The sequence below is a fragment of the Desulfosporosinus lacus DSM 15449 genome (assembly GCF_900129935.1).
Taxonomy (GTDB): domain Bacteria; phylum Bacillota; class Desulfitobacteriia; order Desulfitobacteriales; family Desulfitobacteriaceae; genus Desulfosporosinus; species Desulfosporosinus lacus.
On the sequence record NZ_FQXJ01000004.1, the window covers coordinates 431,485 to 453,215 of the forward strand.

A 21,731-nucleotide genomic window follows, 5' to 3' on the forward strand; every position below is an offset into this window, starting at 1 on the left:
CCTAATCAAATTTCTGAGTAACTCCTATATCGATCTAAACAACTGCTTCTTTTCCCACTTCCCCCGTGCGAACCCGAACAACCTCTTTCAATGGACAGACGAAGATCTTACCATCCCCCATGTGCCCCGTCTGATTAGCCTTAATAATCACGCCGACGGCATCTTCTACTTGATCGTCCTGAACCACAAGGGTTAACAACCGTTTGGGTATCCAATGGAATCTGGGCTCATCAGTGTTTTCACCGCCCATCACCGAATTCAATTCGGGATCAATCTCCGCTGCCCATCCCCCGATGCCCCCCTGCTTCCCTCGACCTTCAACGCTTTGTATGGTCAAAGCAGGAAAGCCTGCATCCTCAAAAGCCTTTTTTGTCGCCGGTACCTGATGACGTCGAATCACCATCATTATTTCCTTCATCGTTACAACCCCTTTGTCCCTTTACTTACGGTATAAGCCTCTTCCACTTCCGTCACAAAGATTTTTCCATCTCCCATGGTTCCTGTTTTGGCACTCTCCAGAATGACACTTATAGCTTCATCCAGCTTTTCATCTTCAACAACCATGAGCAACAGAGTTTTGGGAAACTCATCATAAACCACATCCCCAATTCGAATCCCTTTAGTTCTGCCGCGCCCAAAGACGTGCATTTTTGTCAGCGAAGGCATTCCGGCCTGTGCTAAGGCTTCAGACACAGCCTCAGTTTTATCGGGTCTTACAATTGCTCTAATCATTTTCATATAGTTCATCCTCCTCAAAATTAAGTCGCTTTTTCATATCCTGCAGTCTTACATGAGTCTATATAAATGTCCACCGCATCACCTCCCTTAAGTAGCACTCATTTCAAATTATCAAAGCAAATCGTGTTCTGATCTCGGCACTAAGCCCTTCCGAGCCGGCGAAAGAAATTGTCTGAAAGTTCAGCGAGAAAAGACAAAGAGAGCCCTTAATTAATTAAAATAATTAAGGGCTCTCTAAAACACTTTTCCGCTCCAAATCCACGCTCGATTTGGTGCCCGGTTATGAAGTTATACTATGGGAAAATAATTATTCGCTTTAGTCTTCTCAGACTTACTCTAACTCTCACTCTGTCACTAAATTCTTTATTCTTTGTTTCCTCGATACTTGGTATCTTGACTATCTTAGTATCTAGTAGTATCTATCTATCTCGGTATCCAGCTATCTTAGTATCTTTCGATCTGAAAGCTATTTGACTCTGTCCCAGCTCCTATACTCTCAAGATCCCTATACTTCGATTTAACTCTCTGACTCTTTCATTCCCAACTCTTAACCTTTTCTCTAATCAAAGATGCATTACACCTAGTCCTACACGTGCGTGTTCTAAGAGAGGGTGAAGGGAAGAACGGCCATAAATCGCTACCGCAATCCATTCGGTGTCTGTCGTTAACCCAATTTTAAGAGCGAAACTGGCATTGCTGTTGGTATGAATAAAAATACTGTTGCTCGCTTCTAAGGTAGCATGGATAAGGGCATGAATCTTTCGGTCTTCCTTGGGAATGACCCCAGTATTAAAGGCTGTTGCCATCACCGAATTTGTAAGCTTACCCGTATGTTGGAGATTCGCTACAGTTCCTCCAAGTTCAGTCACACCGCAACGCAGATTAAATGATTCAAACAGAGACTTCTTAAGTTTCTCCTCTTCCTCTCTGGTCTGTGTCATAGCTAACAACAAGGCTGAGCGTTCTAAGGAAGGTTTAACTTTTTCCATAGGTATCGATGATTTCAAGTTTCGCCCCCCCTTTGTTACAAGCTGAGAATCTTAGTACGTCAAACTTCAGGCTAAATCTTAAAACTTGTTGGAGGCTTATTACATTAACACCGGACATGTCCCAAGTTATCGCCTTCGTTGCACTTATACTTCCTGACTAGAATCAGAAAAAGCCGCCAGATATCTTTTAAGATATCATGACGGCTCCATTGCCGAATCCTTTTCACTAAGTATATTCCATATAGTACTTGATATTGGGCTCTTTGTCATCAAGCAAAAAAAACCAAATCTGTTGTAATACTATCAAATATATCATATTTAAGTACTATATTAAGCTGTAACGCTGTTTTACTTGAATTTACATCATCCTGACAATCAGCGATTCTCAGCAATATTTAAGTATTTATTCCGAATAAATGACTTAATTACTGCGTGAGCTTAAATCGTCGGCTTAACCTGTTCCCATCTTTCGGCGCACTAAACCCATGACCTGCCTAAACTCATCCATCCTTAAAAGTTTTGCCATACCGGCAAATACAATCACTCCAACTGCAGTTCCCGTTACCAATATGAACAACGAACCAAAGGTACGGACACCGGTCAGCGGAGTGAGCCATTCATTCCACCCCCAGATCACAACTGCCATAATAATCGAAGCTGCCAAAGATTTTATACTTGTCCAAAACATCGCCCACCCGTCCATTTTTCCTAACCTCTTGCGCAGCAGGTAAAACAATAGCAACATATTCACAAAAGCTGCAATTGTAGTGGCAAAAGCTAAACCTCCATGAGCCAGGGGTCCAATCAATAAATACATGGCTAAAATATTAACAGCCATTGCGATAATTCCTAATATTACAGGCGTCCAAGTATCCTGAAGGGCATAAAATGCCCGGGGCAGAATCTGAATGACCGCTTGCGATGATATGCCTATCGAAAAATAGAACAGAGGAATCGCCATGGTAAATGTGTCGTCCGCCGAAAACTGACCATGCTGAAATAGAACACGGATCAAGGGAAAACGCAACACAATCATACCTGCAGAAATCGGCAGGGTTATGAAAATGACCATGCGAATAGCATTCGACAGTGTTTGCCGGAAATCATCCCACCGCTTCAGAGCCGCTTGTTCTGTCATCGTCGGAAAGGTCGCCACAGCAATAGCTAAAGCAAAGATCCCCACAGGCAACTGAAAAAGGCGGTAAGAATACCAGACAGAAGTAATACTTCCCGGAAAGAGCAACGACCCAAAGTTATTATTAACAACAACCTGAATTTGGTTGAGAGAATAACTAAGAATAATAGGTACCGCTAAAGCCCCAATCAGACGAACACCCGGATGGTTCAAATCAATAATCGGATAATACCGTATCCCCACCTTGCGCAAAGCCGGAATTTGAACTGCAAAACTTACTAAAGCCCCAACAACCACCCCAAAGGCAAAACCCGAAACGCTCTCAGGTTTTTCCGGATTCGCTAAAATCGTTCCAAAAAAGATAATACATGCATTATAGAGCACAGTCCCCAAGGCTGAAGGCCAGAAAATCTTGTACGAATTCAAAACCCCCATGGTCAACCCGCTTAGAGCCATAAACAAGGGCTGAATTAAGAGAATTCGAGTTAAATGAGTCGCTAAAACCATATTCTCAGGTGCAAACCCCGGCACCACCAGACGAATAAACTGGGGAGTAAAAAAGAGCCCCAAAAGCACAAGCACTCCCAAAGTAAGTAAGATCAAATTAATAACTGAACTGACCACACGCCAGCCCTCATCCTCATTACCCTTAGCAATAAATTCTGAAAAGACAGGAATAAAGGCGGCACTCAAAACTCCGCCTACTAAAAGCCAATATAATAAATCCGGAAGAACAAAAGCAGTATTATAAGCATCAGTGACACCACTTTGTCCAAAGAAACCCGCCATCAATGATTCTCGCAAAAAACCTAAAATGCGCGAAACCATTTGAGCGGCCATAAGAAACCCTGCCGCTTTCATAAGTGTTCGGTTGGTTGATGACATAATGAATTAACCTCTTCTCCCCATCGCTAACTCTGCCATCCGAATTATAGCATTTTTCACCATGCGAAAAAAGGCAGGAATCGAATCAAAATAAATTTAAACTCATCCCCATTGGTCAAAGACGCGAAAGTCCTCAATCCCGTGCTTCCTTCAGCCACTCAGCCAAAATCTCCGCAAAAGCCTCCGCTGCCCTATTAGATTCATCTAATGTATTATACTGACTCCCAAATTCAAGCAATAATCCACCATCAGAAAGGTGTTGGTTGTACCTCGCATCGGCTGCATAACTAATATTCGAAGCAAAAAGCCCCGGATATTTCTTTTCCCCTATCGCCATCAATTCCTTAGCTAAAGCCTCATTCTTCTGCCAATGAGGATTTCTCTTCCCTATCACAAATAAAATTTTACTGCTTGCTAGTCCCTTCACTTTGACTGTTGACTTCGGAAATCCCGGCGGGAGTCCATCCCGATGAACATCCAATAATATCTTTATCGAAGGATAGTCCTTAATCAATTGAGTTGCTGTCTTCACAGACTCACTGTATGCCTTCATAAAATCGACTGCGTCGTGGATTTTCGCATCATGTACTGCACCGATTCCATTTTTCTCTAGGGCTTTTTTTAATGTCTCTCCTACAGTAACTATATCTCCATTCTCCCCTTGTACCCGATCAGGGCCCCCATTTCCTGCATAACTTTCACTATTGTGTGTGTTATAAACTCCTACCACCACTTCCCCATCACCTGGTACCGCAGGCGAAGAAGGATCAGGAGACTCGTTCTCTTTAGGGTTCTGGCCATTAATCGGTTCTAAGATTGGACCCTCAAACTCAGGATCGTCCGGGTTATACGCCCACCCTAACCATACGGGGCCTTGGGCAGTATGAGAATAATATCCCAAAAAGAATGTGCGAGGGTCTGAAATATTTACACCTGTCAATAAAAACATGCTTACTGCAGCGCCTTGATGTCTGGTTAAGTCCATACGAGCCCGTTCCGGTTGAGAAAAGCCCGGAGCCCCTTCTAACAAAATGGCTTCAAAGGGAAAGGATTGTTGAGTCAGAAAGTGAACAAACTGGTGGGAACTTCCGCTGCGTAAGGCATAACCTAATCCTAAAATCACTAGAAGACTTACCGCTCCCAGCATAAACCCACGCATCCATTCTTTAAATGTCCAAATTCTAAAGTGCTTTTTTTGCCGATGATAAAAATCTTCCCGTAACAAAGGACTTGTCCCCCTTCCTCTTATTGAAGAAATATGAAGGACAAGTCCAAGGTAGAACCCTGTAACTATTATTTTCTAAAGAAGACTTAACATTATTATGTTCACCGAAGCGTCGTCGGAACAAAGCTGTCGACAATTCCAATGACTAGCGAAGCCAACAAGGCACCAATAATAGAAACTGAAATGGATCCGGGAACAAGATACTGACTGAAGTAAATTACAACAGCCGCGGTGAGAAACCCAATTGAACCGCGTCCCATCCGAGTAATCTTATCTCCAAATATTCTTTCAATAACATAACCCAGGATAGCAATCACAGCAGCTGCGATAAGCGCTCCCGTAAATCCAGCTACACGAAGTCCCGGAACAATCCAACTCACCAAAAGCAGAACCAGAGCAGATACAATAAACCGTACGATCATTCCTATCATTTACAAATCCCTCCAATTATTTTCTTACTAACACTCAATTGTGTTTTATTTGATACAAGGTATAGTTTAAACAAAATAATCGATTTTTATTTACATTGTATTAATTTCCTGAATTTCCTTGATAATTTCGGACCCTGATGTTAGAATATAGTTTGTGCAACAATGCGAATAATATCAATAACCAAAGGGGGTGACTATTAGTGCCAAACATTAAATCCGCAATCAAAAGAGTTGAGTTGGGAAAAGCTCGCACGATTAAAAATGCTGCTGCGAAATCTGCTTTACGGACAACCATTCGCCGTTTTGACGAAGCAATCAGCACGGATTCCGAAACCGCAGCACTCGCTTTGAAAAGGGCTGCTCGTGCTTTGGATAAAGCCTCCTCCAAGGGTTTGATTCATAAAAACTTAGCTGCTCGCAAGAAGTCCCGTCTTACGAGAAGATTCAGCAAGCATTTCGCCCAAGTAGGCTAAACATCCCTGCAAAAAAAAGAAGCGACAAATTGTCGCTTCTTTTTTTGTGCCTTTCTTCTACTGCGCCCATACTCATGCCACTATGACACTCTTTGCATCAATGATGCAAAGAGTCCCCTCACCTCGTTCCAATCCTGTCGCCTTCTTCCTCCCCACAAAACCGAACAATCATCATTTCTAATAACAATCCCGAATCCCCGCCCCCTGATTTCAAAGCCACATCTGTGTTCAAACACTCAAACAGCCCTTTGGTCAGTTGTTTCGTCGATAATCTTTGCGATTGTTGCCAAACCTTTTGGGCTTCATAGGGTTTAATCCCTAAAGCAGAAGGAACCTCAGATACATCTCCCCCTCGTTTCCGAAGAGCATCACAGCCAAGGAGAAGTCGAACTTGCCTAACCATTAAGGTTAGGACCTTTAAAGGATGTTCGTCACGTAACACCTCACGCAAAGTCTGAATAGCCTTTGCAGAGGAGCGAACTGCCACCGCATCCAGAAGATTAAAAATGCTGGCCTCAATCGTACGGGTTGTAATCTTTTTAACCTCTTCCATGGTTATCTTGGGGCGATCCCCTGCATAAATGACGAGTTTATCTAATTCTTGACTTAAAACACCCGTTTGATGCCCTGCCCAATCAATAAACTGAGATGCCACCTGACTGTCCATGGATTTTCCCCGTATTTTTAATTCTGACTGAACCCAAGCGAGCCACTCCTGCGGACGTTTCGGAGCACAGAATTCCAATATCCCGCCGGTACGATCTAAAGTTTTATACAGTTTTCTTCCTCTATGCACACTTTCAGCGATAAATAAAAGGCAGGTAGAGGGATTAGGATTCGAAAAGTATTCCAGAAAGGGCTCTAAATCTGCCGTCTGCCCATCTTGAAAGTAGGTTGCATCGTCAACCACCACAAGTCGGTTGGCAAAGAAGGACATGGTATTCGCTCTCTCTACAATCTCTGCCGGAGACAACTCTTTAGGGTCAACCACTTCAATCCCGCTGCCAGAAGGATCCGTCGTGAAATAGAACGACTTAAGGACTTTTAACCCTTCCTTAATTAAAAAGCGATCCTCACCATACCATAGATAAACTGGCGGAATCTTTCCCTTCTCTATGATTTCCTTAATTCGTTCAATTTCACGCATTTAAACCACCTCTATCGCTTATTATAGTTGGTATGAATTCAATAGTCCAAGGCGGTTTCCTCGATAAATTTTTTCTTTCAAAAAAATTTAGCTAAAAGGTCATTTGGAGTAATCGCTTTAATCGGCGACTCAGCAAAATCCTTTAGATTGCGGGTAATAATTAGATCAAGTTTCCTCCGTTTGGCACAAGTTGCCAACAAGGCATCTTCATAATCGGGCATAGGTATGCTGAGCGCTTTCTCGCAGTCGCTTCCTGTGACATCAAGAACCTCAAAAAGTCTGAAAAGCTTTAAAAGTACTTGCTTTGCCTGATCCGCATCATGAAGATACTTGTGAAGTAAATAGTAAATGTCGGTAGCAGAACTTGCAGTTATAGCTGCGTTTAATTTATCCTCAGCAACCAATAGCAAAATCCTTTCAGCGGCAATATGGTGAGGAGCACGACCGATCAGAGCATCAAGGATAACATTGGTATCAATCAATACGCTCATATTCATGCTTACTCAACCTCTCCTCTCTTGCCTGTTCTAAAGAAGCATCACCGGAGAGAATACTAAACAACGATTTTGCTACCTCAACCTTATCCTCATTCGTATGGGTAAGCTTTGCGATGCTCTTTCCGTTCTTAGTGATAATGATTTCTTCATTGGCAACGAGGGTTAGGTATTTCCCGATGTTTGTTTTAAATTCAGTTGCAGTGATAATCATTTGAACGCCTCCTGTTCAAAACACAATAGATTAACTGCTCTATATCAGTATACCAAATTCGCACGAAATAGTTAATATAATTTGTGCGATCATTTTAGATAAAGACTCTTTACTTCATCGGGACCTTAAAGAAAAATCTAAGCTCATGTTGTTATCATTGGTAGGAGAATGTTCAAAATTGAATTTCAGTGTAACAATAGTCAATTAATTAAAGTGAGTAATACACTCTCATAAAAGGGGATATACAAATGTAAAGGATAAGACGAAATTGTTGTTGGTATTAATTGGCATCGCGCTAGTCATTGGGTATTACAGCTTTTCCACTTACGCTAAGAGCAAAGATTTATCGTACAATGAACTGACAGATTATATTGACCAACACTATTTTGAAGGTAAATCAAAGAATCTTACTATTGTGTTAGCAAATCTATAGAAATTGCATGTGAGCCCTAATCTTGAGACCAAGCCTTGTGTGTGGTATAATTTTACATAGAAACCTACAGTAAGGTTAAGCTTTTATGAATGGTGGTGGTTAGGATGGTAACGGTATTTTCTCCAAAAGACCTACTAGATCAATTCGAAAGCATGAGTAAAGAGAACTCAGTTCGACAGGTGTTCATACCGGGTAAAGGAAAATTTACAATACGTTTTGAAGACGAAGACCAAAACTCTATTGCAGCCGACGTTCAAGCCAATCCTAATCTCGAACGTATGATGAATGAAGGCTTGGAGGCTTATAAGAGCGGGAAAAGCTACACAACCGATGAATTACTAAAATCATTATCTATTAAGGATTTCAGCTAATGAAATCTACAGCGGTGATTTGGACTGAACCAGTTCGTGAGAAGCTAAGAGCTTTCCGTAGTGAGCATTTTACTGTTGAAGAAACTTTTGACTATGTAGCACAGCTCATCTTAGAAACGGAAGATTTGCTTTTAAATCCAATCTTAAGCCGTTCGTACACTGAGGATTTTGGAAAGTTTAAAGGATTTTCTCGGGTTGTTGTGAAAAAATTCAGGATTTATTTTCAAGTAATTGAACAGGACATTGTTATTACAGCAATTTTATTCCCTGGAGAACAATAATTAAAAGCGGAAACACCTAGACGATAATTATCCTGATTGCATAAACCCCCAGCTGAACAGATAAACCATTAAATAACTGACATCAAATTAAAACCCGTGAACACTTAAGTGGCCACGGGTTTATTTCTGTTGAAAAATTGGCTTGGCCCGAAGACACTGTCTTCGCACGGATTGCCCTTCTTGAAGTATTAACGAAAGGTATACTTTCTGACTAGAACAAAAAAAAGCCCTCCACGGTAGTGGAGGAGCAAAAGAAAGAGGAGGAGAAAAGAGATGTTCCTTGTTATTGTTACCCAGTATTTCCTTTTTATACATGGGAATCCCAATCTAAACTAAATAAATATCTTTATAATTAACGACCGGGAATGATTTGAGTCCCATTGTCTCCTAGAAAAAGTTGTATTGTCCCGTGATTATCCGTCCGAAAAACTGGAATATGACGTTCCTCCCAATACTTCAACACTTCCCGAGAGGGATGCCCAAAGGAATTCTTCCCTACCGAAATCCATACAGCCTGGGGATATATACTGTCTAACCAAGGTGTATACAAGGAAAACCTACTTCCATGATGCGGCACCTTAAAAATATCTGTTTCTACATTTACCCCTGTCTCATATATGTCCTGCATTTCTTCTTGCTCCATATCAGCGGTGAGCATAACGCTTTGCCTTAGATAATTAAGCTTAAGCACCAAAGAATTATTGTTGGGATCTGAATGTGTCCCTTCGAGAAGTTGATGGGGACCTAAAACCTCCAACCAGACCCCAGATCCCAAATCAATTTGATCACCCGCTTGAAGCATACGCAGTTTTTCTGACTGTCTGGTTAACCCCAAGGGGAGTCCCTCTTGCCATTCCTCATTTTCCAGACCCTCACCTACAGCAGGAACCCCTACCCAATCTGCGGGAATATTATCAAGCACTGCCCGTACTCCACCAATATGATCCGCATGTTCATGAGTAATCAATAAAGCATCCAAGTGCCCTATTCCTCTATTTAATAAATAAGGCAGAACAATACGTTCCCCTGCATCGAAGGTATCACTTCGCGGTCCGGCATCGATCAAAACTGCCTGTTTCTCAGGGCCTCGAATTAATATCGCATCTCCTTGCCCTACATCGATCATGACCACTTCCAGATCGGTTTGTGAATTCCAGGGACTCCACAGTAAGAATACAATAAGTAAGATACCACCCCAACGAACCAACAACCGATTGACAACAAAGGGGCTAAACGACAAGTTCACTAACTTTCGTTGAACCGCTTGACAAAGTTCCCAGGGACATCCCTCAAGCAGCTTAGAGGCAATAATGCTTAACCCTCTGCGGTGGTAAACCCATCGGACTTTCAGAGTAAAAAGAGCACGCTCTTTTCCCCACAAAACAATTCCGATTCCACCATACCAAATGATCCAAAAAATCCCCCCCGGATTTAAAACCCAGACATCAGCATAGGGTAATTCTGCCAACATCTTTAGAATAATATTCGTTCCTTTTAATAACCATAAACTCGCCTGAAACAAAGGAGCAGACAACACTCCGGAAAAAGAGAGGATTACCCCTATAAGCCCTAATTCCAATACACTGCCTAAGATAAAAAGAATAAAGACATTCACCAATAAACCGATCAATGATAAACGATGAAACGCTGCAATCAGAAGTGGAAAGGTAGCCACTTGCGCTGCTATGGTACAGGCAAAAGCAAACCGAAGCAACCTCGGAATATTTGCAAAAAACTTCCCCTCAAGAATTCTTGGAGTCAACACAACGATTCCCCAAGCGGCTGCAAATGACAGTTGAAACCCCAGATCTTGAATAATTAGAGGGTTATAGATAAAAAGCCCCACCGCAGCAAAAAACAACCATCTTAGGGTAGCCACTTTTCCCCGGCCCAAACGTCCAAGTAAAAGGGCGCTACCCAAAATTGTTGCCCTGACAATCGGAGCATTTCCCCCACAAAGGGCAGCATAAAGCACCAACCCCAAAAGCGTACCAAAAATCCTGATCCGCATGGGTAAAAAGCCTAAAATCAACCATGAAAACCCTAGCACAAAAGCAACATTGGAGCCTGAAGCAGCAAAAACGTGAAGCACACCAGTCACCTTATATCGTTCTTGAACCACTTCGGGTATCCGACTTGAATCCCCAAAAAGAATCCCTTCTAATACCCCCGTCTCCTCCGAATCCCAAGCCAAAAGCCTGTTTCGCACCTGCTGACGAATCTTCCAAGTCAGACTCGGCTCTCCCGCAGAGAGAAGCACCGCATCCCCTTGTGCATACATACTTCCGCTTAACCCTCTAACTCCATAATAAAGGCGCAAATCAAACCCGCCTGGTGTACCAAGAGACTTAGGCCTCTCCAAGTGAGCCCTGAAACTGACATAATCTCCAGGCTGAACCCGTTTCCACTCCCCAGAAAACTCCCCCAAGCTATCCGGATAAACAGTTAACCGATAAGACTGCCCCTTAACCTCCCCTTCCTTAACGCTTATCACTCCAACAACCTTATCCTTAGCAACATTCCAATCCTTAATGAGACCAACAATTTCCACACGGTCTAAAATAAGAGGTTCTGCCAAAGAACGCTCCCCAAGTGCCCCATAAACAAAACCGAGCAAAAGACTCGCTGCCAACAATGGAATCTCCGGACGAAACAGTCTCCCAAAAAAATCACGAGGACGCCAACATAATAGGCGTACCCCTAACAGAATAAGAATCCCAAAAATCCAAAAACGTCCTTGCACCGGAATGTAAGCCCCAGAAAGACCTCCCACCAAGAGAGCCACCCCTCGAATAATCCAAGGATCTCTCATGGTCCAACCGTCACTTGAGACGCCATCTTCTCGAAAGTCTTGGGACCGATACCAGAAACATTCTGTAAATCTTCAGCCTTAGCAAAAAGGCCATGTTCAGCCCGATATTGAATAATTCGCTCCGCTAACGCCGGACCAATACCGGACAGTTTATCCAGTTCCGCGGCTCCGGCAGTATTAATATTTATTTTTCCGCCCTCCGACACCGGAACCCCAACCGGTGCAGAAGAAACAACCGGCACCGAACCCACCCCTCCGGGATCACTTGAATTCCCAGCCAGAGCAAGATCCGGAGAAATAACCACAGCCTTACGCGGAACAGTAATCTTTTGACCATCCTTAAGCCTTTCAGCCGGATTCATACTCTCTAAATTCGCCTCAGGCAACAGTTGAACCTGCTTAAGAGCATCATCCAAACGAGCATCAGGCGCTAAATGAACAAGTCCCGATTTTTCAACCGCCCCCGCAACATACACAACAATCTCACGACTTGAATCCGCTTTTTGAACATAGGCATAGGTACCATGAGGAAGAAAAAGCTTCCAAATCGCCAGAATTACCAGGCCAACCAGCACAAACCACCAAGCATAGCGAAGCTTTCGATCCATCTACCCATGCCCCCCGCCTATCAAATCATTATCCCACTAGTCTGCTTCAATTCCGCTTTATTCCTTCTTTTTCCTGCCGCGAAGACTCACTTATCCTGTCGCATTAGGTATTTTTAGAATTTTGTTAGTGGATTTGCTTGCAGTTTACAAAGAAAATAATGCTCACCCGACCTTTAAATACTGGCAAAATAAAAAATCCCTATCTATTTCTAAATACGGATTCCAGTAATCATATGTTTGGAATTAATCTCAATTCCCCAACTCACCCCCTAAACATGAGGGCGCACATGAATATGCCGTCTCCCCCTCCGTCCTCAGCCCAAGACGCAGTGTCTCAAGCGCCCCCGACGTCTCTACTTAGGGCTTTTGCTAACAAACCCCCTTTTTTACTCTTAGGCAACCAGAATCTTACGATTTTTCCACCTTAATATCCAACTCAGACTTTGGGCAATCCGCTAAGGATGGGCAGCCGGTATGAGGATGGAAGTTTCCAACAGGACGCCTGAGCAAATCGCGTCCGAGCTTAACTTTATTAAGGAACAAAGCGGCAAAATGCTGCTTAGCAACGCCGTTGAGCAGATATCCCATGAAGAGTGGCTTAAATGGCCGACTGAATCAGTGAGTTACTCCCCCGTCGGGGAAGAGAGGCCAAATGTTGCACCGGTGCAACATTTGATTTTAACTCCATGTGCACGGTTTTTGACGCCAAAGGCTGTTTTTCCATGCACATTATTTATTAAGACACTACCCGTAAACCCTGCGAAGTCTAGACTTTTCGATAAATTAGCAAGCCCTACTTAACAGAATAACCAACTCATCCAATCGACCCCATAAACAGGACGGTGCACATCTATGTGCCGTCTCCCCCTCCGTCCCCAGACCAGGACGCAGTGTCTCAAGAGCGCGACGTCTTTACGTAAGCAGCTAAGCAAACTTCCGTTTAAGCGACCGACCCGAAACGCGGGGCAGTGTACAGGGATGTACACTGCCGCCAGTGAGCCAGGGACGGCTCATCTGGCGGGAACCCCGCTCCCCAAAGCCAGTCGCTTAAACGGTTAGTTTGCTCTGCGTCGTAAGCACCGAGCGCTTTGTGACACAAGTCCCCTATAATAACTCCGCCGTCCGCGTTGCCAACTCACTTCGCTCCCCACGAACCAACCGAACCTGACCATAAAAAGATTGCCCAGCTAACCGATGAGCCAGATGTGCCAATCCATTACTCTCTTTATCCAAATAAGGATGATCAATCTGATCCGGATCTCCACAAAGCACAATCTTCGTTCCCTCACCCGCACGAGTAATAATCGTCTTCACCTCATGAGCGGAAAGATTTTGAGCTTCATCAATAATAATAAACTGATTAGGAATACTTCTACCCCGGATATAAGTCAATACTTCAATTTCAAGCTGCCTTTTTTTAATCAGAAGATCAATAGCGCTCTCAACCACCGATTCACTGCCTCTTTCGCGTTCTTTATCACGCCGAGCCCGCAGTAAAAACTCAAGGTTATCATAAATAGGTTGCATATAGGGACGCACTTTCTGATCCTTTTCCCCGGGAAGAAACCCAATATCCTTACCGAAGGGAACAATCGGGCGTGCACAAAGCATTCTAACATAGATTTCAGCGTGAACAGTTTGCTCTAAACCGCTGGCTAAAGCAAGTAACGTCTTCCCGGTACCTGCCGGTCCCATCAAATTAACTAATTTAATCTCTGGATTGTTGAGCATTTCCAGGGCCCAGGATTGCTCTAAATTTTTAGGTCTGATATCCCAAGGAGCGAGACCCTTCCCCATTTGATAGACGAGCTTATCCCCATCCACAGAGGTTACAAGGGGCAAGACACTGCCATCACTTAAAACTGCTTTTACGCATCGGTTAGGAGATAGCGGTGACTTTAATGGAATGTATTTGTTTTGGTAAAGTGCCCCAACTTCGTGATCATCTAACGGCAGAGTTAATATCTCCTCCGTAATAGAAGGCAACGCCACTTTGTCATTATGATAATCATCGGTTAAAATTCCTAAAGCATCGGCTTTAACACGCATTGCGATATCTTTAGTGACCAGGATAACAGGGCGTTCTTCCTCCCGGGTTAAACTTAGGGAGACTGCTAGAATCCGATTGTCCGCCAACCCTAAATCCGAATTTAGGGGCAAAATCTCATTAGAGTAATGATTTAACTCGATCCGAATCCTACCACCGTTTGGTAAGAGCACCCCTTTGGAAAGTTGCCCCTTTTCCCGTAAACGATCCAGATAACGTATAGCCTCCCGAGCAGCCAGACCAATATTTTCTAAGAGACGCTTCTTACTTTCTATTTCCTCTAAAACCACGTAAGGAATAATAACTTCGTTATCTTGGAATTGAACTATAGCCTTTGGGTCGTGCAGTAATACACTTGAATCGAGTACATATACTTTTTGCAACTATATACACCCCTTCTTCAACTATCTCTTTATACTATATTCCAAATCTTTCCACAATCTCCTTATTGCCACTGCGATATAGAATCCGAATCTCTCTAATACTATATTCCCTGCCTGACTAACCATTCGCAAAACAAATTTCATGACGCTCAAGCCGAATTGGCATAAACCTGAAGACGGCCTCAATGTATCCCCCAGAGAAATATCAATGAGCATAGTCAATCACACAAGCCGTGCCAAGTGTCAAAGGGTCAAGACTAAAGCAAGGATGCGAGGGCATTCAAACCAAGAACTTTCATCCGCTTGGTTAGTAAAATTATAGCACATGGGTGTAAAGTATAGCCTATCAAGTATGTTAAAGAAATGTTAAGGATAAGCATAAAAAAGGGTCCGTTCTTTGCATTTTAATACAAAGAACGGACCCACCTGTCCAATCTTTATGCCTACTTCCCGTAAAGGAGGCTTTCAGCCTGTTTTATAAGGCTGTCTGGAACAACAACCGATCCACCTAAGGCCCGAACCATAGGACGGTTACCTGCATCTCTAAGTTTTGTGAGGTAAGCCTCCGTTGCTGGGGGCAGAGTGCTAAGAGCAGGGTCAATCAGAAGGACCGGATCACCGGTCTTTGCCGCTAATGCACTTCCGGCAATGGCATCTCGAAAATCAAAGCCATTTGCTAAATAAATGATTTTTGGATTAGTTGAAAACTCGTTAAGGACAACGCCCGCCGTATCAAAGCGATCATTTCCTGCAAGGCGTTTAATAGCAGCATTAGGGGCTAACTCTTTAATTTGAGCTTCTACGGACTGGGAAATAACAGACGCTCCGCCAACAATATATACGGCAGTAGGCTGATTACCGGAAATATAAGTTTTCGTTCTATCCGCAAGAGAGTTCTGAGAAACCAAGAGTGTAGGGTACTGTTTTGAACCTACAAGACTGGCAGAACTAAGCGCATCCGGGAAACTTTCCCCTGAAACTATGACGACAGGCGTTCCCGGCCCTACATTAGCCTTATCCACTACAGCCATACCTGTTTCGTAACGATCGAACCCGCTTATGCGTTCAATGTTTGCATGTCCACCTTTAATAAGTTCTGTTTCGAAGGCCGAATTAATCGCTACAGTTCCGCCAATGATAAGTATTTTTGTATCAGGTTTCGAATGTTTAGCAATATAATCAAATGCTTCTGAGGATTCCTCAACCGTAGCTCCTACCAGTAAAATTGGAGCATTAAATTTTTTGGACAAGATATTAGACGATAATGCATCTGTATAGTTGAGACCGGATACTAAGATAATGTTATCGCATTGGCCGCTCTCATACTCTTCAGCAATAGTTCTGGCTGTTTTGTAGCTGTCTTGCCCTGCCAAACGCATCGAGCCTTCCGCAGTTACTGCAGGTACCATAGATTCCATAAAATCCATATAATCAAAGGAGTTGTTTTCATTTAATACCGGAATTTCAATCTCAACCGGGCGGTTGATTCCCGAAGTAACAGTACTAAAGCTCACCTTCAGATTTAAATTGCCTTTTACTTCTTCAGATGTACTCTCTTGTGACGTCAGATTATTCATCAATTGATTAATCTCGCCTAAATTTACTTCAAGATCAATGATCCCGCTATTTTTTACAACATATCCATTAACAATAGCATATTCTAACTTGATGCCCTCATCACCTAAAAAGGTTACATCGTCAAATTGATCCATAACCTTATTAAATTCAGTTAGAAACTCTTGCTTATCAGCATCAAAATCCTCAAAGGCTTTATCAAATTCGCTTAAGGTGTTTGCATCTTCCGGAAGCTGACTGAGTTCCAGGATTGAATGCATAAACTCCTTAACAAACATCATTGCCTCTTCGTCCTGGGTGAAATTATTGACCGTATATCGGATAAGCTCCTTTAATTGTGCGTCGTTGAGCTTCACTTCATAAAGTTTTGCCGACTTGCGGCCATCGTTGGTTTCTACATACTGACTTCCCTTGGAAACCACATTTACATCCGGATTAAAGCGTTTAGCATAACTAGTTAAAAAGTCAACTTGTTTTGATTGCATATTATTAATGAAATCCGTAAGCTGACTAAAGTTCATAGGTTCAGATGCACCCATATTAGAGGGATTCATCACCATATATTCCTTACCCGCAAATTGTGGCGGTAAAGATGCTGATGCTATTTGTGGAATTTTAATAATCTCTATGAATTTTGGAGTATCACCGGTCAAATCCGAGTCTACCCAAACAGGCATATTGAAGCTCATACCCTGTAAGTCCAAGTCCATGTCAACTTGTGATTTAACAACAGTCTTTTCTTTATTAGTGCTGGTTTTAGTATCCAAACTCAGTTTAGCATTATTCATAAATGCCTTAGCCGTATCTATTTGTTGTTGGACATCAGGATCAAAATCCGAGCCACTTAATTGTAAGGTTATGGTTGTCTGCTGTTGCAGAGACGTCACATCTTGCATCTTCATAGAAGCATCAAAAAGAACCTGCTGATTCTGACTGCACCCCGTTACTGCCAGCATTAATGTTAATAATCCCACAAGCCAAGTCATTTTCATCTTCGATCTCATTTTTTTCCTCCTTAAAAACAGCTATTATATATCTATATTAGTTCTACGATAAAGCTCCAATCCCTCCTTATTCAGGAAATTTATTATAGACAATAATTCCAGCATTAGTATATATATGCCATAACCCTGCATCAGTAGTATGTGAACGTAGGTTAAAAAGGGCAAGCTTGCCTCTGGCAAACTCACCCTTTTAGACTATTTTTTACTTAACAACAATGTTAACCAGCTTCCCCGGTACCGTAATGACTTTCATGATGGTTTTTCCGGCAGTCCATTCAGCAACTTTAGGCTGAGCAAGCACTAGTTTTTCCAGGTCAGCAGCCGAAATTTCCGCAGCCACTTGAATCCGTTCCCGAACTTTCCCGTTCACCTGAAGAATTACCGTCACTTCATCTTGTACGAGAGCCGCTTCATCCACTATAGGCCATGGCTGTAAATGAATGCTCTCTGTATGTCCAAGTTCTCGCCAAAGTTCTTCCGTAATATGCGGAGCAATCGGGGCAAGAAGTATAAGAATCCCTTCCAAAGCCTCTCGACCCACTGCAGCATCCGCTGTCGGCTGCTCCTTATAGATATACAGAGCATTAACCCATTCCATAATAGTACTAATGGCAGTATTAAAGTTATAACGCTTTCCGATGTCAACGGTTACCCTCTGGATAGCCATGTGTGTGTGGCGTCGCATTTCTTTACTGACTGGGTCTAATTTCCCCCATCTGTCCGTTGGGTGCTCTTTTAAAAGTGGCTCATATTGAGCAGCCAAGCGCCAAATTCGATTCAGAAAACGATAACACCCTTCAACCCCTTGATCACTCCATTCCAGATCTCTCTCCGGTGGAGCAGCAAACAGAATGAACAAACGGGCCGTATCTGCCCCATATTTCCCAATAATTGCTCCGGGGCTAACCACATTCCCCTTGGATTTAGACATCTTTGAGCCATTCATACAAACCATACCTTGGGTTAGCAGGTTTTGGAAAGGTTCATCCGCTTCCAAGTAGCCAAAATCCCTTAAGCCCTTCGTAAAAAAGCGCGCATATAGCAGATGCAGAATCGCATGTTCTACCCCGCCAACATATTGATCGACATTCATCCACTGATTAACCGCCTTTTTAGAAAAGGCCTCCTCATCATTACGAGGGTCAGTATAACGAAGGAAATACCAAGAAGAACAGGCGAAGGTATCCATCGTATCCGTTTCACGCCGAGCAGCGCCCCCGCACTTAGGACATGTCGTTTCAATAAACGAGGGGGATGTAGCAAGGGGATTTTCCCCTGCTTTAAAGACCACATCCGGCGGCAGCATCACCGGCAGCTGTTCCTCCGGAACCGGTAAGGTTCCGCAGGAATCACAATAAATCATAGGAATAGGCGCGCCCCAATAACGTTGACGAGAAATCAGCCAATCACGCAAACGGAAATTAACCTTCCGCTGACCAATACCCAGGCGCTCTGCTTCATCGGCAATCCGTTCCAAAGCCTCATCACTGCCGAGTCCATCGAAGGCATGGGAATTAACCATAATCCCTTCTCCTGTGAAAGCCGCTTTGAGGGGTTGATCCTTCGCTTCAGGTGAGCTCCCGGGAGGCACAATAACTGTTTTAATTTCTAAGCTATACTTCGTGGCAAATTCAAAGTCCCTTTCATCATGAGCCGGCACGCCCATGACCGCTCCGGTTCCGTATTCCAACAGAACATAGTTAGCAATCCAAATAGGCACTTTTTTACCACTCAGGGGATTCAGACAATGTGCCCCGATAAACAACCCTTCCTTTTCTGCATCCGTAGAAGTTCGGGCAATTTCATTGAGACCTTTCATTTTTTCAATAAAAGCCAACACATCTGCCTCGTAGTCTGTCCCACTCACCAGTTCAAGGACGAGTGGGTGTTCCGGAGCCAAGACCAAATAGCTCACCCCAAAAAGAGTATCAACTCGGGTGGTATATACGGAGATCTTCTCAGGACGCTCTTCCAGCGCAAAGTTCACTTCCACGCCTTCAGAACGGCCAATCCAGTTGCGTTGCATAGTTTTAACCTTTTCAGGCCATCCCGGCAACTTATCGAGATCCTGAAGCAAGACATCCGCATAATCCGTGATTTTGAAAAACCACTGTTCCAGACTTTTCTTTGTCACCAGCGTATCACACCGCTCACACCCGCCGTCCACAACTTGTTCATTAGCGAGCACTGTGGCACAGGAAGGACACCAGTTAACGGCAGCCTTCTTCTTATACACCAAACCATGTTTATGAAACTCTAAAAACAACCACTGTGTCCATTTATAATAACCCGGATGACATGTCGCCATTTCCCGGTCCCAGTCATAGGAAATCCCCATCTCTTGGAGCTGGCGCCGCATATTCGCGATATTCTTCCAAGTCCAGTCTGCCGGAGGAGTCTGGTGCTTAATGGCGGCATTTTCCGCCGGCAAGCCAAATGCGTCCCATCCGATGGGGTGAAGCACATTATGGCCCGTCATTCGCTTATAGCGAGCAATAACATCCGCTATAGAATAATTACGCACATGCCCCATATGCAAATCTCCCGAAGGATAAGGAAACATAGCTAAAGCATAATACTTCGGCTTTGAGGAATCTTCCTCCGTTTTGTAAGCTTTGCTATCCACCCACTCTTTCTGCCACTTCGATTCGATCTCAGGAAACGAGTACCTCTCTTGCATAAAAACCTTCCCCCTTAGAATAAGTCACTCACTGTATATTCTCTAATTTGAAATAAGTATTAGTTATATTTTATCCACTCATTAGTATTGCCGAAACATAGGGATCTGAACTAATATAAGAAACTTGGCTAGAACCAAGACCCTGGCTCAGCTCATAGAAGGCAAGAAAGCCTTCAAGAAAGTTGTCATTTCTGAATGATACTGTCAATTTATAATGCCCTGAACTATAAAAATCTCCCGTCCCTAAAGGGACGAGAGATCTACTCCCGTGGTACCACCCATCTTCATTAGTGCTTAAGCGATCTTAACGGTTCGCACCGGTGTTCATTGTAACCTGAACACAGCTCCAGGGCGAGTTCCCGAAGTTCCCAATAACGGCTTGCACCTTCCGCCGCCTCTCTTAAGAGGGTTCCACAGTACTGCTCCCTATCCCAGCATTTACGTGTTTAAAATATATGCTCATTAGAATTAATGCTCGACGGGACTCACTGACATGACTTCCGCATCTTTCCACAGACGTTCAAGCTGATAAAACTCCCGTTGATCCGGAGTCATAACATGAATCACTAAATCACCGCCACAATCCATCAAGACCCAGTTGGCCGTTGGCAATCCTTCAAGATGAACAACCGGTATTCCTATCTCCGGCAACTTTTCTTCCAAATGGTCAGTAATGGCTTTAACCTGAGTGGCGGTATTTCCAGTCACAATCAAGCAATAATCCGTAACCATGGAAATCCCCTTTAAACTCAGAAGGGTAATGTCCCCACCTTTTTTGTCTTCAACAAAATCGACAACCTTATCGAGTATTTTTTGATCCAGTTCCAATATTTAACCTCCTTTGTAAATCATCAAACGTCAATTGAGTTAATGGATGAATGGGGCGTTTGCTTTCTCTCAGATATATTAAAGTGTGTTCAACACAGGCCAACGTACCCTTTTCTAAATTATCATACAAGGATTGACGCAAAATGTCCACTTTTGGAAAATCACGATCACGTTCCGTTAGATCAGCACTGTAAATGAGCATCTCCAATGGTCCCATTCCCGGTCTTCCTAAAGTATGATTCTCAACAGCCGCTAAAACTTCTGCATCATCTAACCCATAATAATGTTCCAACCAATAAGCAGCCACCGGCCCGTGCAAAACATAGGGACTCTTCTCATCCTCAGGATAATGCAGCAAATCCCACCGTCGCGCGTACCTAAGTTGATTATTCAAAGAAACTTCTTTTGCTAAATCATGCACTAACCCTGCACAACGAGCCCTGACAGGATCCAACCCATGATGACCAGCCAGTTGCTCTGCCCAATCTGCCACACCTAAGGTATGCCTGAATCGCTCCTCTGAAAGAACACGGGCCGCCAGATCCCTTAGCACTTCAACCTGCAATATCACATATCCCCGCTCCTCTTTTATCTACACATTCTCTTTAATAATCTATTTTATCAACTAAACGCTTACGATGCAAAATATTAAATGGGAGACCCCCACAAGCAGAGGTCTCCCATACAGTCGCAGGGTTACATTTGTTTTGGTTTAGCTTCGTTGACCGTTAATGGTCTTCCACCAAAATCTTTGCCATTTAGCTCTTCCGCCATACGTGCTGCATCCGCTTCCTCAACCTCGATAAACCCAAATCCTCGGGACCGGCCAGTTTCACGATCGGTAATAATCCGACTGCTTTCAACTTGACCATATTCACTAAAGAATTGACCAAGCTCTTCAGCTGTCGTATTCCACGGAAGATTTCCGACATAAAGTGTTGTTGGCATGATAACTGTCACCTCAATCTTGTATTAATC

General features: G+C 43.4%; 21 protein-coding genes and 1 other annotated feature. Of the genes, 4 read left to right on the top strand and 17 right to left on the bottom strand.

What is annotated here, in order from left to right:
* Positions 1-34: 34 nt before the first annotated feature.
* The 6 genes from BUB11_RS06460 to BUB11_RS06485 form a co-directional block, all read right to left on the bottom strand.
* Positions 35-418, bottom strand: a complete 384-nt coding sequence (locus BUB11_RS06460) for a P-II family nitrogen regulator (RefSeq protein WP_073028689.1) — start codon at positions 416-418, stop codon at positions 35-37.
* Between the two features lie 2 nt (positions 419-420).
* Positions 421-738, bottom strand: coding sequence for a P-II family nitrogen regulator (locus tag BUB11_RS06465; RefSeq protein WP_073028691.1), 318 nt, complete (start codon positions 736-738; stop codon positions 421-423).
* Between the two features lie 563 nt (positions 739-1,301).
* The gene (locus tag BUB11_RS06470; RefSeq protein ID WP_073028891.1) at positions 1,302-1,727 is read right to left on the bottom strand and encodes a HutP family protein; all 426 of its coding nucleotides are present in this window, start codon (positions 1,725-1,727) and stop codon (positions 1,302-1,304) included.
* A gap of 451 nt (positions 1,728-2,178) precedes the next feature.
* On the bottom strand, positions 2,179-3,747 hold the full coding sequence (gene murJ, locus BUB11_RS06475; RefSeq protein ID WP_073028692.1) for a murein biosynthesis integral membrane protein MurJ: 1,569 nt from the start codon (positions 3,745-3,747) through the stop codon (positions 2,179-2,181).
* A gap of 133 nt (positions 3,748-3,880) precedes the next feature.
* Positions 3,881-4,972: a stage II sporulation protein P gene (gene spoIIP, locus BUB11_RS06480; protein WP_073028694.1), complete on the bottom strand. Its 1,092-nt coding sequence runs from the start codon at positions 4,970-4,972 to the stop codon at positions 3,881-3,883.
* 101 nt (positions 4,973-5,073) lie between these two features.
* Positions 5,074-5,403: a phage holin family protein gene (locus BUB11_RS06485; RefSeq protein ID WP_073028695.1), complete on the bottom strand. Its 330-nt coding sequence runs from the start codon at positions 5,401-5,403 to the stop codon at positions 5,074-5,076.
* Between the two features lie 200 nt (positions 5,404-5,603).
* Here BUB11_RS06485 and rpsT point away from each other — a divergent pair, with 200 nt between their 5' ends.
* Positions 5,604-5,876: a 30S ribosomal protein S20 gene (gene rpsT / locus BUB11_RS06490; protein ID WP_073028697.1), complete on the top strand. Its 273-nt coding sequence runs from the start codon at positions 5,604-5,606 to the stop codon at positions 5,874-5,876.
* Positions 5,877-5,994: 118 nt separating this feature from the next.
* Here the strand turns inward: rpsT and holA are convergent, their stop codons facing one another.
* The 3 genes from holA to BUB11_RS06505 form a co-directional block, all read right to left on the bottom strand.
* On the bottom strand, positions 5,995-7,023 hold the full coding sequence (gene holA / locus BUB11_RS06495) for a DNA polymerase III subunit delta (protein WP_073028699.1): 1,029 nt from the start codon (positions 7,021-7,023) through the stop codon (positions 5,995-5,997).
* A 77-nt stretch (positions 7,024-7,100) separates the two neighbouring features.
* Entirely contained in the window at positions 7,101-7,520 is a 420-nt protein-coding gene (locus BUB11_RS06500) for a type II toxin-antitoxin system VapC family toxin (protein ID WP_242947472.1), read from the bottom strand.
* Positions 7,498-7,731 carry a type II toxin-antitoxin system Phd/YefM family antitoxin gene (locus BUB11_RS06505; protein ID WP_073028701.1) on the bottom strand — a complete coding sequence of 78 codons (234 nt, stop codon included), beginning with the start codon at positions 7,729-7,731 and terminating at the stop codon, positions 7,498-7,500. The genes BUB11_RS06500 and BUB11_RS06505 overlap by 23 nt, the downstream gene beginning before the upstream one ends.
* A 537-nt stretch (positions 7,732-8,268) precedes the next feature.
* On the opposite strand from BUB11_RS06505, the gene BUB11_RS06510 reads away from it, so the two are divergent.
* Together BUB11_RS06510 and BUB11_RS06515 are read left to right on the top strand one after the other, a co-directional pair.
* Complete coding sequence (locus tag BUB11_RS06510; RefSeq protein ID WP_073028703.1) at positions 8,269-8,535, top strand: hypothetical protein; 267 nt, start codon at positions 8,269-8,271, stop codon at positions 8,533-8,535.
* Entirely contained in the window at positions 8,535-8,816 is a 282-nt protein-coding gene (locus BUB11_RS06515) for a type II toxin-antitoxin system RelE/ParE family toxin (RefSeq protein WP_073028704.1), read from the top strand. The genes BUB11_RS06510 and BUB11_RS06515 overlap by 1 nt, the downstream gene beginning before the upstream one ends.
* A 352-nt stretch (positions 8,817-9,168) precedes the next feature.
* Here BUB11_RS06515 and BUB11_RS06520 read toward each other — a convergent pair whose 3' ends face one another.
* The gene (locus tag BUB11_RS06520) at positions 9,169-11,628 is read right to left on the bottom strand and encodes a DNA internalization-related competence protein ComEC/Rec2 (protein WP_073028706.1); all 2,460 of its coding nucleotides are present in this window, start codon (positions 11,626-11,628) and stop codon (positions 9,169-9,171) included.
* Complete coding sequence (locus BUB11_RS06525) at positions 11,625-12,236, bottom strand: ComEA family DNA-binding protein (RefSeq protein WP_073028708.1); 612 nt, start codon at positions 12,234-12,236, stop codon at positions 11,625-11,627. The genes BUB11_RS06520 and BUB11_RS06525 overlap by 4 nt, the downstream gene beginning before the upstream one ends.
* A gap of 474 nt (positions 12,237-12,710) precedes the next feature.
* On the opposite strand from BUB11_RS06525, the gene BUB11_RS29045 reads away from it, so the two are divergent.
* Complete coding sequence (locus BUB11_RS29045) at positions 12,711-13,037, top strand: DUF3102 domain-containing protein (protein ID WP_073028709.1); 327 nt, start codon at positions 12,711-12,713, stop codon at positions 13,035-13,037.
* A gap of 303 nt (positions 13,038-13,340) precedes the next feature.
* Here the strand turns inward: BUB11_RS29045 and BUB11_RS06535 are convergent, their stop codons facing one another.
* The 6 genes from BUB11_RS06535 to BUB11_RS06560 form a co-directional block, all read right to left on the bottom strand.
* Entirely contained in the window at positions 13,341-14,666 is a 1,326-nt protein-coding gene (locus BUB11_RS06535) for a PhoH family protein (protein ID WP_073028711.1), read from the bottom strand.
* Between the two features lie 443 nt (positions 14,667-15,109).
* Complete coding sequence (locus tag BUB11_RS06540; RefSeq protein ID WP_073028713.1) at positions 15,110-17,245, bottom strand: cell wall-binding repeat-containing protein; 2,136 nt, start codon at positions 17,243-17,245, stop codon at positions 15,110-15,112.
* Between the two features lie 202 nt (positions 17,246-17,447).
* Positions 17,448-19,925, bottom strand: coding sequence for a leucine--tRNA ligase (gene leuS, locus BUB11_RS06545; RefSeq protein ID WP_073028715.1), 2,478 nt, complete (start codon positions 19,923-19,925; stop codon positions 17,448-17,450).
* Positions 19,926-20,169: 244 nt separating this feature from the next.
* Positions 20,170-20,367: a binding site (T-box leader), on the bottom strand.
* 26 nt (positions 20,368-20,393) lie between these two features.
* Positions 20,394-20,753 carry a ribosome silencing factor gene (rsfS, locus tag BUB11_RS06550; protein ID WP_073028716.1) on the bottom strand — a complete coding sequence of 120 codons (360 nt, stop codon included), beginning with the start codon at positions 20,751-20,753 and terminating at the stop codon, positions 20,394-20,396.
* The gene (yqeK, locus tag BUB11_RS06555; protein ID WP_143187559.1) at positions 20,725-21,324 is read right to left on the bottom strand and encodes a bis(5'-nucleosyl)-tetraphosphatase (symmetrical) YqeK; all 600 of its coding nucleotides are present in this window, start codon (positions 21,322-21,324) and stop codon (positions 20,725-20,727) included. Before yqeK ends, rsfS begins: the two co-directional genes overlap by 29 nt.
* A 125-nt stretch (positions 21,325-21,449) precedes the next feature.
* Complete coding sequence (locus tag BUB11_RS06560; RefSeq protein WP_073028718.1) at positions 21,450-21,701, bottom strand: RNA recognition motif domain-containing protein; 252 nt, start codon at positions 21,699-21,701, stop codon at positions 21,450-21,452.
* Positions 21,702-21,731: the final 30 nt, after the last annotated feature.

Excerpts from the sequence above, each read along its gene's own strand:
- BUB11_RS06460 (WP_073028689.1), bottom strand. The coding sequence starts at position 418 with ATGAAGGAAATAATGATGGTGATTCGACGTCATCAGGTACCGGCGACA.
- BUB11_RS06465 (WP_073028691.1), bottom strand. The coding sequence starts at position 738 with ATGAAAATGATTAGAGCAATTGTAAGACCCGATAAAACTGAGGCTGTG.
- BUB11_RS06470 (WP_073028891.1), bottom strand. The coding sequence starts at position 1,727 with ATGGAAAAAGTTAAACCTTCCTTAGAACGCTCAGCCTTGTTGTTAGCT.
- murJ (WP_073028692.1), bottom strand. The coding sequence starts at position 3,747 with ATGTCATCAACCAACCGAACACTTATGAAAGCGGCAGGGTTTCTTATG.
- BUB11_RS06485 (WP_073028695.1), bottom strand. The coding sequence starts at position 5,403 with ATGATAGGAATGATCGTACGGTTTATTGTATCTGCTCTGGTTCTGCTT.
- holA (WP_073028699.1), bottom strand. The coding sequence starts at position 7,023 with ATGCGTGAAATTGAACGAATTAAGGAAATCATAGAGAAGGGAAAGATT.
- BUB11_RS06500 (WP_242947472.1), bottom strand. The coding sequence starts at position 7,520 with ATGAATATGAGCGTATTGATTGATACCAATGTTATCCTTGATGCTCTG.
- BUB11_RS06505 (WP_073028701.1), bottom strand. The coding sequence starts at position 7,731 with ATGATTATCACTGCAACTGAATTTAAAACAAACATCGGGAAATACCTA.
- BUB11_RS06510 (WP_073028703.1), top strand. The coding sequence starts at position 8,269 with ATGGTAACGGTATTTTCTCCAAAAGACCTACTAGATCAATTCGAAAGC.
- BUB11_RS06515 (WP_073028704.1), top strand. The coding sequence starts at position 8,535 with ATGAAATCTACAGCGGTGATTTGGACTGAACCAGTTCGTGAGAAGCTA.
- BUB11_RS06520 (WP_073028706.1), bottom strand. The coding sequence starts at position 11,628 with ATGAGAGATCCTTGGATTATTCGAGGGGTGGCTCTCTTGGTGGGAGGT.
- BUB11_RS06525 (WP_073028708.1), bottom strand. The coding sequence starts at position 12,236 with ATGGATCGAAAGCTTCGCTATGCTTGGTGGTTTGTGCTGGTTGGCCTG.
- BUB11_RS29045 (WP_073028709.1), top strand. The coding sequence starts at position 12,711 with ATGAGGATGGAAGTTTCCAACAGGACGCCTGAGCAAATCGCGTCCGAG.
- BUB11_RS06540 (WP_073028713.1), bottom strand. The coding sequence starts at position 17,245 with ATGAGATCGAAGATGAAAATGACTTGGCTTGTGGGATTATTAACATTA.
- leuS (WP_073028715.1), bottom strand. The coding sequence starts at position 19,925 with ATGCAAGAGAGGTACTCGTTTCCTGAGATCGAATCGAAGTGGCAGAAA.
- BUB11_RS06560 (WP_073028718.1), bottom strand. The coding sequence starts at position 21,701 with ATGCCAACAACACTTTATGTCGGAAATCTTCCGTGGAATACGACAGCT.